This window comes from Nakamurella leprariae (assembly GCF_016918035.1).
Taxonomy (GTDB): domain Bacteria; phylum Actinomycetota; class Actinomycetes; order Mycobacteriales; family Nakamurellaceae; genus Nakamurella; species Nakamurella leprariae.
This window is the reverse complement of the sequence record NZ_JAERWK010000014.1, coordinates 37623-51955: the sequence shown is the minus strand read 5'-3', so window position 1 is coordinate 51955 and position 14333 is coordinate 37623. Positions and strand designations below refer to the sequence as shown.

The following is a 14333-nucleotide window of genomic DNA, read 5'->3' as shown; positions in this document are numbered from 1 at the left end:
TGACCGGCACGGTCCAGGGCGGGTGGACGCCCTTGGCGTCCTGCACGCAGTCGAGACCCTGCTCGACGCGTGCGATCTCGAGGGCGTGCAGGTGGTGGCCAGCAGCGTGCTGTGGCAGAGCCTGCTGCCCGTCGACAACGGCGGCGCACCGCTGGACGCGGTGACCACCTGGGAGGCGGCCCATCCCGAGCGGGTGCGACACCGCCTGCTGGACCGAGTGCCCGGGTACGACCCGACCGTCACCGGTGTCCCGCTGCACCCCAGCTCCCCCACGGCCGCGATCGCGGCGCTGCACGACCGTCCGCTCGCTGATGCCCCGGCCCGGCTGACCGACCTCGGCGGCTGGGTCCTCGGTCGGCTGACCGGCGCCGACACCGGGTGGAGCGAGGCCATCGCCGCGGGCTCCGGTCTGTGGGACCAGGCCGCACGGACGTGGGCCGGCCCGGTGCTCGACGGACTGGGCGTCGCCCCCGAACAGTTCGGCCCGCGGTTCGCCGCTCCGGTGACCATGACGCCCGCCCGGGCCCGCCGCTGGCCGGCGCTGCGCACCGCCCGCTGGCTGCCGCCGCTGGGCGACGGGCTCTGCCACAACCTCGGGCAGAGCGTGGTGGGCGCGGACGCGGTCGCGGTCACGGTCGCCACGTCGGGGAGTGTCCGTCGCGTCGAGCAGACCGCCACCTACCGTCCGCCCGTCCACGGCCTGTGGGCATACCGGTGCGACGCCCGCACGGTGGTCCGCGGTGCGGCGGTCACCTCAGCCGGAAACACCCTGGAATGGCTGGCCCGGTTCGTCGGCCGACCGCTGGACTGGTCGTTCGCCGCGGGTCCGCCCCGGCTGCCCGACCTGGTCACCGATCCCAGCGTCTTCGGCCGGCGTAGCCCCGACTACCCCTGGGAAGCCGCCGGATCCGTCGGCTCGCTGCGGCCGCACCACACGCTGGACGATGTCGGGACGGCCATGGCAATCGACCTCCTCGCCCAGTTCGGTCCGCTGCTGGATCTGGTCGACCCCGACCGCGGGGGGTCGGTGTGGGCGGCCGGTGGAGTGCTCGACCACGCACCCGTCGCCGCACAACTGCTGGCCGACACCATCGGCCGGGACGTGTCGATCAGCCCGCAGACCGAGGCGTCCCTGCACGGCGCCGCCCGCCTCGGCCAGGCCTGGCTGCGCCGATCGGAACGGATCGACGTCGACGGACTGGTGGACGACGCCGTGACGCTGGCCGCCGCCGGTACACGGCTCCCGCCCGTCGCCGTGCGGCAGCCGCGGCCGCTGTGGACGCGCGCGCTCGCCGCGCGGGCGCGACTGACCCGAAGCAGCGTGGGCTGACGGCGTCACGCCGCCAGGGCGGCGTACCGGCCCTCCCGTTCCAGCAGCGTCTCGTGCGTGCCCTGTTCGACGACCCGGCCGTGGTCGAGCACGGCGATCTGGTCGGCGTGCCGCACGGTCGACAGGCGGTGCGCGATGGTGATCGTGGTGCGGCCCTCGGCCAGGGTGTCGAGCGCCTGCTGCACGGCTCGCTCCGTCTCGGTGTCCAGCGCACTGGTGGCCTCGTCCAGCACCAGCACCTTCGGGTTGCGCAGCAACGTGCGCGCGATGGCCAGGCGCTGCTGCTCGCCGCCGGAGAACCGGTGGCCCCGCGAGCCGACCGTGGTGTCGTACCCGTCGGGCAGGCTCACGATCAGGTCGTGGATGCGGGCGGCCCGCGCGGCCGTCTCGATCTCGGCATCGGTGGCACCCGGTTTGGCGTAGCGCAGGTTCTCGCGCACCGAGGTGTGCAGCAGGTAGGTGTGCTGGTTGACCACGCCGACGATGCCGGCCAGGTCCTCCAGCCGCAGGTCGCGCAGGTCGACCCCGTCGATGGTGACCCGGCCCCCGGTCGGGTCGGCCAGCCGGGACACCAGCGAGGCGAGGGTGGTCTTGCCCGAACCGGTCTCGCCGACCAGGGCCAGCGAGCTGCCGGCCGGCACGGTGATCGAGACCCCGGCCACGGCGGCACTGTCGGCGTTCGGGTAGACGAAGGTGACGTCCTCGAACCGCACCTCGCCGCGCACCGTGGCGGGATCCATCGGCACCGGGTGCACCGGGTCGGCGATCTCCACGTCCAGGTCGAGGTACTCGAAGATGCGGGCGAAGAGCGCCAGCGAGCTGGTGATCTGCACGCCCACGCTGAGCAGGCCGAGCATCGGGCGGAACAGCGCGGCCTGCAGGGCGGTGAACGCGACCAGGGTGCCGATCGAGATCTTGCCGGCGGTGGCGGGCAACCCGGCCGACAGGTAGATGGCCGCCGGCACCGCGGCGAAGACCACACTCATGGTGGCCATCCGCCAGCGTCCGGCCAGTTCCGACCGGAGCTCGAGATCGACCAGCCGGTGGGAGGACTCGGTGAACCGGTCGATCAGCGACCGGGCGGTGCCGAGGGTCTTGCTCAGCTGCACGCCGCTGATCGACAGGCCCTCCTCGATGGTGACGTTGAGGTCGGCCAGCTCGGCCTGCCGGCGGGCGGTGATCTCCCGCCGCATCCGGGCCACGGTGCGGGTCAGGAGGAACGCCGGTGGCAGCACGATCAGCGAGATGAGCGACAGCTGCCAGGACAGGGCGACCATCGCGACCAGCGAGGCGACCACGGTGGTCAGGTTGGCGGCGATGGACGTGGCGGTCGAGGTGACCACCGACTGCATGCCGCCGATGTCGTTCTGGATGCGGGACTGCACCTCGCCGGTGCGGGTCCGGGTGAAGAACGCGACCGACTGGCGCTGCAGGTGGGTGAAGACCTGGGTGCGCAGCGTGTGCATGATCTGCTGCCCGACCCGAGAGCTGATCCAGGTCTGCACCACACCGAGCACGGCGGTGATGACGGCGACGGCGAGCATGCCGGCGACCAGCCACACCAGCAGCCCGAGGTCCTGCTGCGGCAGGGCCGTGTCGAGGACGGCGCGCAGCAGGAACGGCGAGGCCATGCCCACGACGGCGGCGGCGGCGATCATCAGGCTGACCACGACCAGCGGCCAGCGGTGAGGGACGAACAGGGCGCCGATGCGGCGCAGCGAGACCGACCGGGCCTCGGCGCGCTCCTGTGGCGTGATGCGGGACGAGCGACCCCGGCGGCCGCCTCGTGCCGGGGTGTCCGGGCCCAGACCCACCGGGATCTCGCTGCCGGCGCGGCCGGACCCACGGTCCGGCCGGGAACTGGGTGGCAGTGATGCCAGGCTCATGCGTACCTCCTCCACGGGCGCCGGACACTGCGGATGCGCGCGGCCGACCCGTGCTCGACGGCAACCTTCCTGAGGTTGCCTCAACATGAGGCTACAACAGGGAACCCTGCTAGGTTGTTCCCCGTGTCCGCGCCCTCCACCCGACCGCCGTCCGCGACCGGCGCCCCGGACGCCACCGGACCAGGATGCGGTCCCGAGCCCGGCGGCTCGGACTCACTGAGCGAGGCCTTCTGGTCGGTGGCCCGCACGCTGCGCCGGTCCACCCAGTTGGCGCTGGCCCCCTGGGAGGTGTCCCCGTCCCAGGTCCGAGCACTGAGCGTGCTCACCCGGCACGGCGACCAGCGCCTCGGTGCGCTGGCCGACCACCTGCACATCGCCCCGCGCTCGGCCACCGAGGTGGTCGACGGGTTGCAGGAGCGCGGCCTGGTCGACCGCCGCGCCGATCCCGACGACCGCCGGGCCACCGTGGTGACGCTGACGGCGGCCGGCCACGATGCGGTGGCCGCGATCGGGGCGGCCCGGTCGGCCGAGGCCGATCGCTTCTTCGCCGTGCTGGACGAACGGGACCGGCACGAACTGGCCCGGCTGTTGCGGCTGCTGCAGCCGGCCCGTACCGACCGATGACGGCCGAGCTGCCCGCCGCGCTGCTCGCGGTGCTGCCGGCACTGCGGTGCCCGGTGTGCGGAGGGACGGTGCGGTCGGACGGCGGCCGCTCGCTCGTCTGCCCGCAGGCCCACCGGTTCGACGTGGCCCGGCAGGGGTTCGTGACCCTGCGCTCCGGGCGCCCCGATCCGGGCACGGCCGACACCGCTGAGATGGTCGCCGCCCGCGAGCGGTTCCTGGCCACCGGGCACTACCGGCCGATCGCCGACCGACTGGCTGCGGTCACGGCGCAATCCCTGCCCGGGGGCTCCGGCGGGCTGATCGTCGACCTGGCCGGCGGCACCGGGAGCTATCTGGCCGTCGTGCTCGAGGCACTGCCCGACCGGCACGGCGTGTGCCTGGACCTGTCCCGGCCCGCGCTGCAGCGGGCGGCCCGGGCCCATCCCCGCGCGGCGGCGATCGGAGCCGACGTGTGGCAGCCGCTGCCATTGGCCGACGGCTGCGCCGCCGCGGTGCTGAGCGTCTTCGGCCCCCGGAACCCGGCCGAGATCGAGCGGGTGCTGCGCCCCGACGGCGTGTTGGTCACCGTCACCCCGACGGCAGACCACCTGGCCGAACTGATCGGACCGTTGGGCATGCTGAGCGTCGACGAGCGCAAGACGGAGCGGCTGGCCACCGCGCTGGCCCGGTTCGATTCCAACGCCGGACCCGAGCTGCGGCAGCAGTTCTCGTTGACCGACGCGGAGGCCGCCGATCTGACCGGCATGGGTCCGAGCGCGTTCCACACCGACCCGGACACTCGTGCGGCCCGGATCGCCGCGCTGCCGAGGCCGCTCACCGCGACCCTGTCGGTGCAGGTGACGGTGCACCGCCCGGCCGGAGCCTGACGGTGGCCCGTGGCACCGGGGATCCGGAAGCTCTCAGACCTTCTCGGGCAGCCCGACGACCAGGTCGCCCTTCGGCGCGGCCCGGGACCTGGATCACTCGTTCGACGCGCTGCGCACATCCAGGGCGGGGCGGGTAGAGCGACCGCGGCGCGGTCCGACACGGCTGCGGCCCTCGAGAACCATATCCATACACTCGAGCGTCGAGATCCGCACCGATCAAGAGGCTGCGCCTCTGGATGTCGGTGTCCTGGACGGAGGACGGTGCCCATGGAACTCCGACATCTGCGTTCGTTCGTGGCCGTGGCCGAGGAACGACACTTCGGCCGGGCCGCGGCGCGGCTGCACATCGCTCAGCCGCCGCTGTCGCAGCAGATCCGGACCCTGGAGGCCGAGCTCGGCGTCCAGCTGCTGCTGCGCACCACCCGGCGGGTCGAGCTGACCCCCGCCGGAGCGGCCTTCCTGACCCGGGTGCGCACGCTGCTGCAGGACGTCGACGACGCGGTGGCCGAGGCCCGGCAGGTGGCCGCCGGCAGCATCGGCCGGCTGGCGGTGGGCTGCGTCGGCTCGGTCACCTACAGCCTGCTGCCCGCGCTGGCCCGGCACCTGTCCGACGAGCTGCCCGGCATCGAGTTCGCCTTCCGCGGCGAGATGCTGGTGCCTGATCAGGTGGCGGCGCTGCGGGCCGGGGACATCGACGTGGCGCTGCTGCGCCCGCCCGTGCACGATCCGGCCATCACGCTGCGGGTGCTGCGCTCGGACGAACTGGTCCTCGCCGTCCCGGCGGATCATCCCCTGGCCGACCGGCAGTCGGTGCGCATCGGCGACCTCCGGGACGCCCGGTTCATCGTCCACTCCGGTCGCCGGGAGTCAGTCATGTACGACCAGGTCCGCCGGTGGTGCCGCGATGCCGGATTCGAGCCGGTGTTCCGACACCAGGTCGACGAGACCTCCACCCTGGTCACCCTGGTCGCCGGTGGCCTCGGCGTGGCGATCGTGCCCGCCCCGGTCATGGCGCTCACCGTGGCCGGGGTGGCCTACCGGCCGATCAAGGACGCGCGCAGGCTCGATCTGGCCGTGGCGTGGCGCACCGACCGGGACGAGCCACACCTGCTCCGGGCCGTGGAGGCGGTGGAACAGCACCTCGGCAGCCGGTGACCCGCCCGGGTCCCGCGGTCAGTCGCGGCCCGGTGACCGGACCGGGACCCGTCCGGGCCGGCGTGGACCGCGCGCCGCGGCCAGCGCCTCCTGGCACTCGGCCACGGACAGGACGTCGCCGGTGACGGTGGACAGGTCCAGCTGGAGCCGGGTCAGCAGCCGCAGCGCCCGGTCCCGGGCCTCGGCATGGGCCTGGGGGAACGTCGTGACGGCGAGCCGGCGCTCGCCGAGCCGGCCGAACGACTCGGCGGGGGCGCCGTGCGGCACCAGGACGCGCGCGCCGGTCAGCGCCACGTCGATCGAGACGTCGAGCGCGGCACTCCACGTCGCGGTCGGCGGCGCGCTGACCACGACCAGGTCGGCGCCCGCCGATCCCACCGTGCCCAGCGCGATGTCGATCTCCTGCCGCAGGGCCGGCCCGTCCGTCGCGTCGCCGACGAACTCGGCGCCGAGGCCGGCGGCGACGGCCCGGCGCTGCCGGTCGGCATCGACCGCGACCACGGTCGCGCCGGTGCGGGCCAGCAGGCCGACCATGGCCAGCCCGACGGTGCCGCACCCGAGCACGATCGCGACCTGGGAGGCGTCAGCTCCGCCGGCGGCCTGCAGCCCGCCCAGCGCGGCGGCCAGCGGCTGGACCGTGGCCGCCCGCCGGGCCGTGATCCCGGCCGGCACCCCACCACAGTCCGCGGCGGCGACGGTGAGCTCGCCGGCGAGGGTGCCGCCGATCCCGAAGCCCAGATCCCCGCGTCCGACCGCCACCTGGCCGACCGTCAGGTCGTGCACCGCGGCGCCGACGGCGAGCACGGTGCCGGACCAGGGGTGACCGGCACCGGCCGGCGGATGGCCGGGCTCCGGTCCGGTGAGCCGGTCCAGCTCGCCGCCGCCGAGGTCCACGAACTCCGGTCGCACGACGACGGTCCCCGCCCCGGGGGCCCGGCGGCCGGTCCCGAGCGGACGGCGGACGCCGGCCGGGACGACCTCCCACGGCGCCGGCGCCCCGGACGACGGGGTCATGGGCGTCGTCATCGGCGTGGTCATGGGGTGGTGAAGCCGCCGTCGACGACCAGCTGTCCACCGGTGACGTAGGAGGCCTCGTCGCTGGCCAGGAACAGGATCGCGTTGGCGACCTCGTCCGGCCGGCCGGCGCGGCCCAGCGGGGTGGTGTCCACGAGTCCGGCGGAGATGGCCGGGTCCTGCGCGTCCGTCATCGGAGTGGTGATCAACCCGGGGTGGACCGAGTTGACCCGGATCCCCTCCGGCGCGTACGTCACGGCCGCGTTCTTGGTCATCACCGTCACCGCGCCCTTGGACGCCTGGTAGGCGGAGACACCCGCGGCGCCGACCAGCCCCCAGATGGACGAGACGTTCACGATCGAGCCGCCACCGCGGGCCCGCAGCAGCGGGATCATGCTGCGCATCCCGTAGAACACGCCGGTCTGGTTGACGCTCACGATGGAGTGCCAGCGATCCACCTCGATCTCGGTGATCGATTCGTACGACCCGACGAGACCGGCGTTGTTGACCAGGATGTCGGCCCCGCCGTGGTCCGCCGCGATCTCCTCCGCGAGCGCCGTCCAGGACGCCAGGTCGCTCACGTCCAGGTGCCGCCGCCGGATGCCGGCGGCGTCGGTCCCGCTGCTCTCGGTCGCGATGTCACCGGCGTACACGATCGCGCCCTCCCGCGCGAAGCGTTCGGCCGTGGCGAGTCCGATCCCGCCGTGGGCACCGGTGACGACGGCGATCTTGTGCTCGAGCCTCATCGGTCGAGATCCTTCCGTTGGTGAGAGGTGCTGCCTCAGACCGACGCCCGGTCTGTGGCGGGGGTCCGGTCGAGGAAGCGGATGGCGGTGTCGTAGGCGCGCTGGACGGCCTCCTCCAGCGGCAGGCGGCGGTAGGCGGTGGAGAGCATCTCGACGCCCCAGGGTCCCTGGTAGCCGGTGCGCTGGATGGCGTCGACGAATCCCTGCACGTCGAGCACGCCCTCGCCGGGGAACTCCCGCCCGTTGAAGGTGTCCTCGAGCAGCGTGCCCTCCACCTCCGCGCGGGCGTCGTCGAGCTCGATGCCGAACAGCAGTTCCCCCGGCAGCTCGGCCAGGGAGGCGACGTCGACTCCGGCCCGGGCCACGTGCCACACGTCGATGAACAGCCCGGCCGCCGGGTGCCCGGCCCGCTGCACGATCTCCAGACCCATCGCTGGCGTGGTGATGTCGGCGAACGGCATCGGCTCGATGCCGACCTTGGTGCCCACCTCCGCGGCGTCCGCACCCAGGCGGTGCAGCTCCTCCGCGACGCGGTCGACGTCGACGGTGCCGCCGGCCAGGTGCCCACCCACCTTGATGTGCCGGGCGCCGAGCGCCTCGGCCGCGCGCAGGAAGTCGGCGCGACGCACATCGCTGAGCCGCCGGACCTCCCCGGTGTCGTACCAGCCCTCGAGGAACTCGAACTCCAGGTGCCGCATGCCATGGTCGTCCAGCAGCCGACGGAAGTCGGCGAACCCGAGCGTCTGCTCGACCCGCATCAGGTCGCCGTGGCGGATGCCGAAGCCGCGGAACCCGGCCCGCGCCGCGGCGCGGACCCGATCGGTGACGTCCAGGGGACTGCGGTCGTCGGCGGCCATCGGCTCACAGGCGCCGGCCGTGGTCCAGCAGGCGGAGATCAGGTCGTACTCGGACACGGGGGAGCTCCTCGGCGGGTGCGTGGTGGATCGAGCGACAGGGCGATGAGACGGATGTCAGGCGGCGGGTCTGACCGTGGGCTGGTAGGCGAGCAGCTTCCAGTCGCCGTCGAGCCGGGCCCAGACCGCCAGACTCACGTTGTCGAGCTGCTTGCGGACCCCGCCGGCGGTCAGGTCAGCCCGCATGTCGCCGAACACCAGCGCGGTGTCCCCCACCACGGTGATCGCCGCGATCGGGTGCTCGATCCAGTGGTAGTCGTAGAACCCGGTCGTGCACTTCTCCAGGTACGACTCGACGGTGTCGGTGATCGCGGTCGAGTGCGTGTACCGCAGGTCGGGATGACACAACTCGCGGAAGGTGACGAAGTCCCCGGCCACCATCGCGTCGTAACGACGGTCCTCCAGCTCGCGGATGACCGCTTCGTCCTGCGCTGCCGTGATCACTCCGGACTCCTCATGGGCCGACGGGTCCGCAGTGATCTGCGGACCGGCGCTGGGGTGGACTGGCCGGTTGTCCTTCGGTCGCCGCCGCAAGCGTTTGCACAGCGTGGCCTGTGGTCGTCGCCCCTGTCAACCGCTCCCTGATGGAGGTGCCTTCGAGGTCGAAGGATCTCATCGAATCATGGCGCCTGCAATTCGGATGCAAGCGCTTGTTGTGCATGCCGGTATGAGCGGCTACGGTCGCCACCGAACAGCCCATCGACGGCGCGGACGGAGGATGCCTGATGCCGGCTCGACTGTCCGAGGTCGCGGCCCTCGCGGGAGTGCACCCGGCCACCGCGTCACGGGCACTGAACGAGGCGACTCGGAACAAGGTCAGCGCGGACACCGTGCTCAAGGTCCGCCGAGCCGCCGAGCAGCTGAACTACAGCCCCAACCCGGCCGCCCGGAGCCTGGTCACCAACCGCACCTCCACGGTCGGCGTCATCATCGGCGATCTGACCGTGCCGTTGTTCCCGCCGCTGCTGCGCGGAGTCGACGACGTGACCTCGGCGGCCGGGTACACCGCCCTCATCGTGAACACCGACAACGACTGGTCCCGCGAACTGGCCCGGATCGCCGCACTGCAGGCGCGCCGGGTGGACGGCCTCATCGTGGCCACCGCAACGTCGGGCGACCAAGCCGACCCGAGGATCTGGTCGTCGGTCGCCCCGACCGTCTTCGTGGTCCGCGCCCCGGCCGACCCGTTGGCGCCCACCGTGTTGAGCGACGACTCGATGGGTGTGCACCTGGCCGTGGAACACCTGGTCGCCCAGGGCCACCGACGCATCGCCCACGTGGCCGGCCCCCCGGAGATCAGCACGGCCACCGCCCGGCTGCGGGCCTACCGCGAGGCGTTGTTCGAGCGGGGCATCGAGGTCGATCCCGCCCTGGTGACGACCATGGACTCGATCAGCGCCGACGCCGGCACCGAGGCCCTCGGTCGACTGCTGGACAGCGGCGCGGGAGTCACCGCGGTCCTGGCCTTCAACGACATCGTCGCCTACGGCTGCTACCGGGCCGTGCGCCAGCGGGGACTGCGGTGTCCGGAGGACATCAGCATCGTCGGGTACAGCGACATGAACGGCGCCGATCTCGTGGCCCCACCCCTGACCACCGTCCACGTCGACCACCAGGCCATGGGCGCCGAGGCCGCCCGGATGCTGCTGGGCATGCTCAGCGACCCCGGCGCGCGCCCCCCGCACTCGGTCCGGCTGCCGGTGTCCCTCACCGTCCGGGAGTCGACCGCCCCACCGCGACAAGGAGTTCCGAGATGACCGAGACGAGGATCGACACGGCGACGGACCGATCGTCCGCCGGCCCGACCGCTGCGCGCGAGCTGTTCACCGAGGAGCGCTCCGCCGAGGTGGTGGCCGCCAGCCTGGCCGACACCCCGGACCCGCGACTGCGGGAGCTGCTGACCGCGCTCACCCGGCACCTGCACGAGTTCGTCAAGGAGGTGCAGCTCACCGAGTCCGAGTGGGCCACCGCGATCGACTTCCTGACCCGCACCGGGCAGATGTGCAACGAGGTCCGCCAGGAGTTCATCCTGCTCTCCGATGTGCTCGGCATCTCCATGCTGGTCGAGACGATCAACCACCGCGCCGCCGGTGGCACCGAATCCACCGTGCTGGGCCCGTTCCACATGGTCGAGTCCCCCGAGCGGGACCTCGGCGCGGACATCGCGCTGGACGGCAAGGGTCAGCACTGTCTGGTCACCGGGCAGGTCACCGATCAGCACGGGAACCCGCTGCCCGGCGCCACGATCGACGTCTGGCAGGCCAACGAGGACGGCTTCTACGACGTCCAGCAACCGGAGCTGCAGCCGGAACGCAACCTGCGCGGCCTGTTCACCGCGGACGACAACGGCCGGTTCTGGTTCCGGTCCATCGTCCCGCGGTACTACCCGATCCCCACCGACGGACCCGTCGGCTCGCTGCTGGAGGCGACGGCGCGGCACCCGTTCCGGCCGGCCCACCTGCACTTCATCGTGACCGCCCCCGGGCACCGCCCGGTCACCACACACCTGTTCGTCGACGACAGTCCGTACATCGACTCCGACGCCGTGTTCGGCGTCAAGGAGAGCCTGGTCCGCGACTTCCCGGAGGTCGACGACCCCGAGCGGGCCGCCGAACTCGGCTTCCCGAACCCGTACCGGACCGTGCACTTCGACGTCGCCCTGCTGCCGCTGTCGGCCCCCGAGGCCCAGCACGACGGCGAGATCGCCCTCGAGGAGCGCCCGTGACCCGCACCTTCACCTACCAGGCCCTGCCGATGCGGGTACAGCTCGGCGTCGGCGCGCTGACCCGGCTGCCCGCCGAGGTCGAGCACCTCGGCCTGCAGCGGGTGCTGGTCATCTGCGCCCCCGACCAGCAGCACACCGGCGAACGGGTGGCCGCGGCCCTGGGCGACCGGGCCGCCGGCGTGCTCGCCGAGGCCACCATGCACGTCCCGATCGAGATCGCCGCCCGCGCCCGGGACCGGGCCGAGGAACTCGGCGCTGACGGTTGTGTCACGGTCGGCGGCGGGTCCGCGGTCGGGCTGGGCAAGGCCATCGCCCTCGAGTTCGGGCTGCCGGTCATCGCCGTGCCCACCACCTACGCCGGGTCGGAGATGACCCCGGTCTGGGGACTCACCGAGGGCGGCCGCAAGCGCACCGGCCGGGATCCACGGGTGCTGCCCCGCAGCGTCATCTACGACCCGGAGCTGACCGTCAGCCTGCCCGCGGCGATGTCGGTGACCAGCGGCATCAACGCGATCGCCCACGCCGTGGAGGCCCTGTACGCGCCGGACGCCTCGCCGATCATCTCGCTGATGGCCGAGGAGGGCGTGCGGGCGCTGACCGACGCGTTGCCCCGCGTGGTCGCCGACGGCGCCGACCTGGACGCCCGGGCCGACGCCCAGTACGGCGCCTGGTTGTGCGGCGCCTGCCTGGGCGGGACCACGATGTCGTTGCACCACAAGCTGTGTCACACCCTGGGCGGCACCCTCGACCTGCCGCACGCGCAGACCCACACCGTGGTGCTCCCGCACGCGCTGGCCCACAACCAGCCCGCTGCCCCGGACGCGGTGGCCGCGCTGTCCCGCGCCCTGGGCGGCGTCCCCGACCCGGCCCGGGCCCTGTGGGACCGGGCCGCGGACCTCGGTGCTCCGACCTCACTGCGGCAGTTGGGCATGGCCGAGGCCGACATCCCGCGGATCGTCGAACTGGCCACCGAGCAGCCGTACGCCAACCCGCGCCCGGTCACCCCTGCCGGCATCGAGGCGCTGGTGCGCGCGGCCTGGGCCGGCGAGCCGCCCCACGGCTCGCACTGACCGCAGCGCGATCCTCGTCCCATCTCCCGCCCGTGAAGGAACCCATGTCCACCAGCACCAGCACCATGACCGCGGTGACCATCACCGGACCGGGCACCGGCGGGGTCGCCCGCGTCCCGGTGCCCGAACCGGGCCACGGCGAGATCCAGGTCCGGGTGGTGCTGGCCGGCATGTGCGGCACCGACACCCACCTGCTGTCCGGGCACAGCTTCTACCTCGAGCACGGGTTCCTGCGGTACCCGTTCGTCTTCGGCCACGAGTACACCGGGGTGGTCTCGGCGATCGGGCCTGGCGTGCAGCACCTCTCGGTCGGTGACCGGGTGGTCGGGCACACCATGGTGCCGTGCCACCGCTGCGACAACTGCCAGCGCAGCCGGCCGCACCTGTGCCGCTCGCTCAAGGAGGTCGGGCTCCGGTTCATCCAGGGCGCGGCGGCCGAGTACATCAGCGTCCCGGAGTTCGCCGTCACCGTGCTGCCCGACTCGGTGTCGTCCGAGGCGGCCGTACTGGTCGAGCCCAGCGTCTCGGCCTACCGCGCCGGCCTCCGGCTCGACCTGCGGGCGGTCGACCGGGTCGCGGTGATCGGCAGCGGCACCCTCGGGCTGCTGGCCCTGCTGTACGCCAAGCTGGTGGCCGGCCGCGTCGAGGTGATCGGCGTCGCCGAGGGTGAGCTGGCGCTGGCCACCGAACTCGGGGCCGACGCCGTCCGGCACCCGGACCAGCTGGGCGACCAGCGGTACACCGCCGTGATCGAGGCGTCCGGCTCGCCGCGCGGCCTGCAGACCGCGATCGACATCGCCGACCTCGGCGGCCGCATCGCCGTGGTCGGACTGCCGCCCAACCCCGTCGCCGTGGACCAGACCGCCCTGGCCCTCAAGGACCTCACCGTGCACGGCGTGCTGCACGGCCTGGACTGCTACCAGGACGTCGTCGCCCTGCTCGCGGCCGGCGCCGTCGACCCGACCCCGCTCATCGCGCGGATCGTGACGCCGGACCAGGCGGTCGCGGCGCTCTCCGGCCAGGGCACCGACCCGGCCACCCGCCGCGCACCCAAGACGCTGGTCCGGTTCGCCGCCGACGCCTGAGCCGCGACCGGATCGCCGGTCCACCGGGATTGACCGGCGGCGACGCGGGTCGGGACGACAGCACCACCGCCCGAGACCCGGAGTCGCGCACGTCCGTCCGCCCCGCCCGCGCCGTCGGCCCGCTGGCCGCCGCCCTGACCGTGGTCGCGCTCGCGCTCGCCGCCTGCACTCCGACCCGGACGGCGGCCTGGGCTCCCCGTCCACCACCGCCCCGTCCACCACCGCCCCGTCGATCATCACCGAATCGGGTCGCACGTCGGTCTCCATCTCGACCGGCACCTCCACCCGCACCCCGACCGGCAGCCCGACCGGCGTTGGCCGGTCCGGAACAGCCGGGGCGACGGCGCCGTCACTGCCCGATCTGGTCGAGCAGCTGCAGCCATCCATCGCGACGATCGTGACGACTTCCGGATCCGGCAGCGGGGTCGTCTTCACCGCCGACGGCCTGATCATCACCAAACGAGCACGTCATCCGCGGTGCGACCGCTGTCCAGGTGCAGTTCGCCGACGGCCAGCAGATGGCCGGTGACATCGTGGCCAGCGACGTGGTATCCGACATCGCGCTCGTCCAGGCCGATCGCACTGGGCTGCCGGCCGGCGAGTTCCGGACCGAGCTGCCCCGGGTCGGCGGTCAACAGCCAGTCCCTGATCGACCTGATCCAGACCGACGCCACCATCGGCCCCGGCAACTCGGGCGGTGCGCTGCTGGCGGTCCGGGGCCGGACGCTGGCATCCAGGCCGGGGACGTCATCGTGTCGATGGACGACCAGGCCCTCGGCTCGGCCGAGGCGCTGCTGGGCGCGCTGCGCGGCTACTCCCCCGGCGAGCAGGCCGAGGTGGAGCTGGACCGCAACGGCACCGCCGTCACCACGACCGTGACCGTCGTCGACCGCCCGGTGCGCTGACCCGCCCCGGCCC

General features: G+C 73.3%; 14 protein-coding genes. 9 read left to right on the top strand and 5 right to left on the bottom strand.

Translation table 11 applies throughout. The annotated features are described in order from the left end of the window. Positions 1–22 precede the first annotated feature (22 nt). The gene (locus JL106_RS22040; RefSeq protein WP_205260806.1) at positions 23–1330 is read left to right on the top strand and encodes an FGGY-family carbohydrate kinase; all 1308 of its coding nucleotides are present in this window, start codon (positions 23–25) and stop codon (positions 1328–1330) included. A 5-nt stretch (positions 1331–1335) separates the two neighbouring features. Here the strand turns inward: JL106_RS22040 and JL106_RS11165 are convergent, their stop codons facing one another. Further along, positions 1336–3216: an ABC transporter ATP-binding protein gene (locus JL106_RS11165; RefSeq protein WP_205260805.1), complete on the bottom strand. Its 1881-nt coding sequence runs from the start codon at positions 3214–3216 to the stop codon at positions 1336–1338. A gap of 216 nt (positions 3217–3432) precedes the next feature. Here JL106_RS11165 and JL106_RS11160 point away from each other — a divergent pair, with 216 nt between their 5' ends. The 3 genes from JL106_RS11160 to JL106_RS11150 all read left to right on the top strand — a co-directional run bounded on the left by JL106_RS11160 (position 3433) and on the right by JL106_RS11150 (position 5861). After that, positions 3433–3840 carry a MarR family winged helix-turn-helix transcriptional regulator gene (locus tag JL106_RS11160; RefSeq protein ID WP_407940148.1) on the top strand — a complete coding sequence of 136 codons (408 nt, stop codon included), beginning with the start codon at positions 3433–3435 and terminating at the stop codon, positions 3838–3840. Beyond that, positions 3837–4706 carry a putative RNA methyltransferase gene (locus JL106_RS11155; protein ID WP_205260803.1) on the top strand — a complete coding sequence of 290 codons (870 nt, stop codon included), beginning with the start codon at positions 3837–3839 and terminating at the stop codon, positions 4704–4706. Before JL106_RS11160 ends, JL106_RS11155 begins: the two co-directional genes overlap by 4 nt. Before the next feature lie 267 nt (positions 4707–4973). Continuing rightward, the gene (locus JL106_RS11150) at positions 4974–5861 is read left to right on the top strand and encodes a LysR substrate-binding domain-containing protein (RefSeq protein WP_205260802.1); all 888 of its coding nucleotides are present in this window, start codon (positions 4974–4976) and stop codon (positions 5859–5861) included. Positions 5862–5879: 18 nt separating this feature from the next. On the opposite strand, the gene JL106_RS11145 is transcribed toward JL106_RS11150, so the two are convergent. The 4 genes from JL106_RS11145 to JL106_RS11130 are packed head-to-tail and all read right to left on the bottom strand — an operon-like array spanning position 5880 to position 8979. Beyond that, entirely contained in the window at positions 5880–6887 is a 1008-nt protein-coding gene (locus tag JL106_RS11145) for an MDR/zinc-dependent alcohol dehydrogenase-like family protein (protein ID WP_205260801.1), read from the bottom strand. Between the two features lie 8 nt (positions 6888–6895). Further along, complete coding sequence (locus tag JL106_RS11140; RefSeq protein ID WP_205260800.1) at positions 6896–7621, bottom strand: SDR family NAD(P)-dependent oxidoreductase; 726 nt, start codon at positions 7619–7621, stop codon at positions 6896–6898. Between the two features lie 35 nt (positions 7622–7656). Then, on the bottom strand, positions 7657–8535 hold the full coding sequence (locus JL106_RS11135) for a sugar phosphate isomerase/epimerase family protein (RefSeq protein ID WP_205260799.1): 879 nt from the start codon (positions 8533–8535) through the stop codon (positions 7657–7659). Between the two features lie 57 nt (positions 8536–8592). Next, complete coding sequence (locus JL106_RS11130) at positions 8593–8979, bottom strand: nuclear transport factor 2 family protein (RefSeq protein ID WP_205260798.1); 387 nt, start codon at positions 8977–8979, stop codon at positions 8593–8595. A 281-nt stretch (positions 8980–9260) separates the two neighbouring features. Here JL106_RS11130 and JL106_RS11125 point away from each other — a divergent pair, with 281 nt between their 5' ends. The 5 genes from JL106_RS11125 (at position 9261) to JL106_RS21630 (ending at position 14320) form a co-directional block, all read left to right on the top strand. Further along, entirely contained in the window at positions 9261–10292 is a 1032-nt protein-coding gene (locus JL106_RS11125; protein ID WP_205260797.1) for a LacI family DNA-binding transcriptional regulator, read from the top strand. Then, entirely contained in the window at positions 10289–11260 is a 972-nt protein-coding gene (locus JL106_RS11120; RefSeq protein ID WP_205260796.1) for an intradiol ring-cleavage dioxygenase, read from the top strand. Before JL106_RS11125 ends, JL106_RS11120 begins: the two co-directional genes overlap by 4 nt. After that, a complete protein-coding gene (locus tag JL106_RS11115; protein WP_205260795.1) occupies positions 11257–12330 on the top strand; it encodes a maleylacetate reductase in 1074 nt (357 codons plus the stop codon). Before JL106_RS11120 ends, JL106_RS11115 begins: the two co-directional genes overlap by 4 nt. A gap of 44 nt (positions 12331–12374) precedes the next feature. After that, positions 12375–13415: a zinc-dependent alcohol dehydrogenase gene (locus JL106_RS11110; RefSeq protein WP_205260794.1), complete on the top strand. Its 1041-nt coding sequence runs from the start codon at positions 12375–12377 to the stop codon at positions 13413–13415. 518 nt (positions 13416–13933) lie between these two features. Continuing rightward, the gene (locus JL106_RS21630) at positions 13934–14320 is read left to right on the top strand and encodes a PDZ domain-containing protein (protein ID WP_407940147.1); all 387 of its coding nucleotides are present in this window, start codon (positions 13934–13936) and stop codon (positions 14318–14320) included. Positions 14321–14333: the final 13 nt, after the last annotated feature.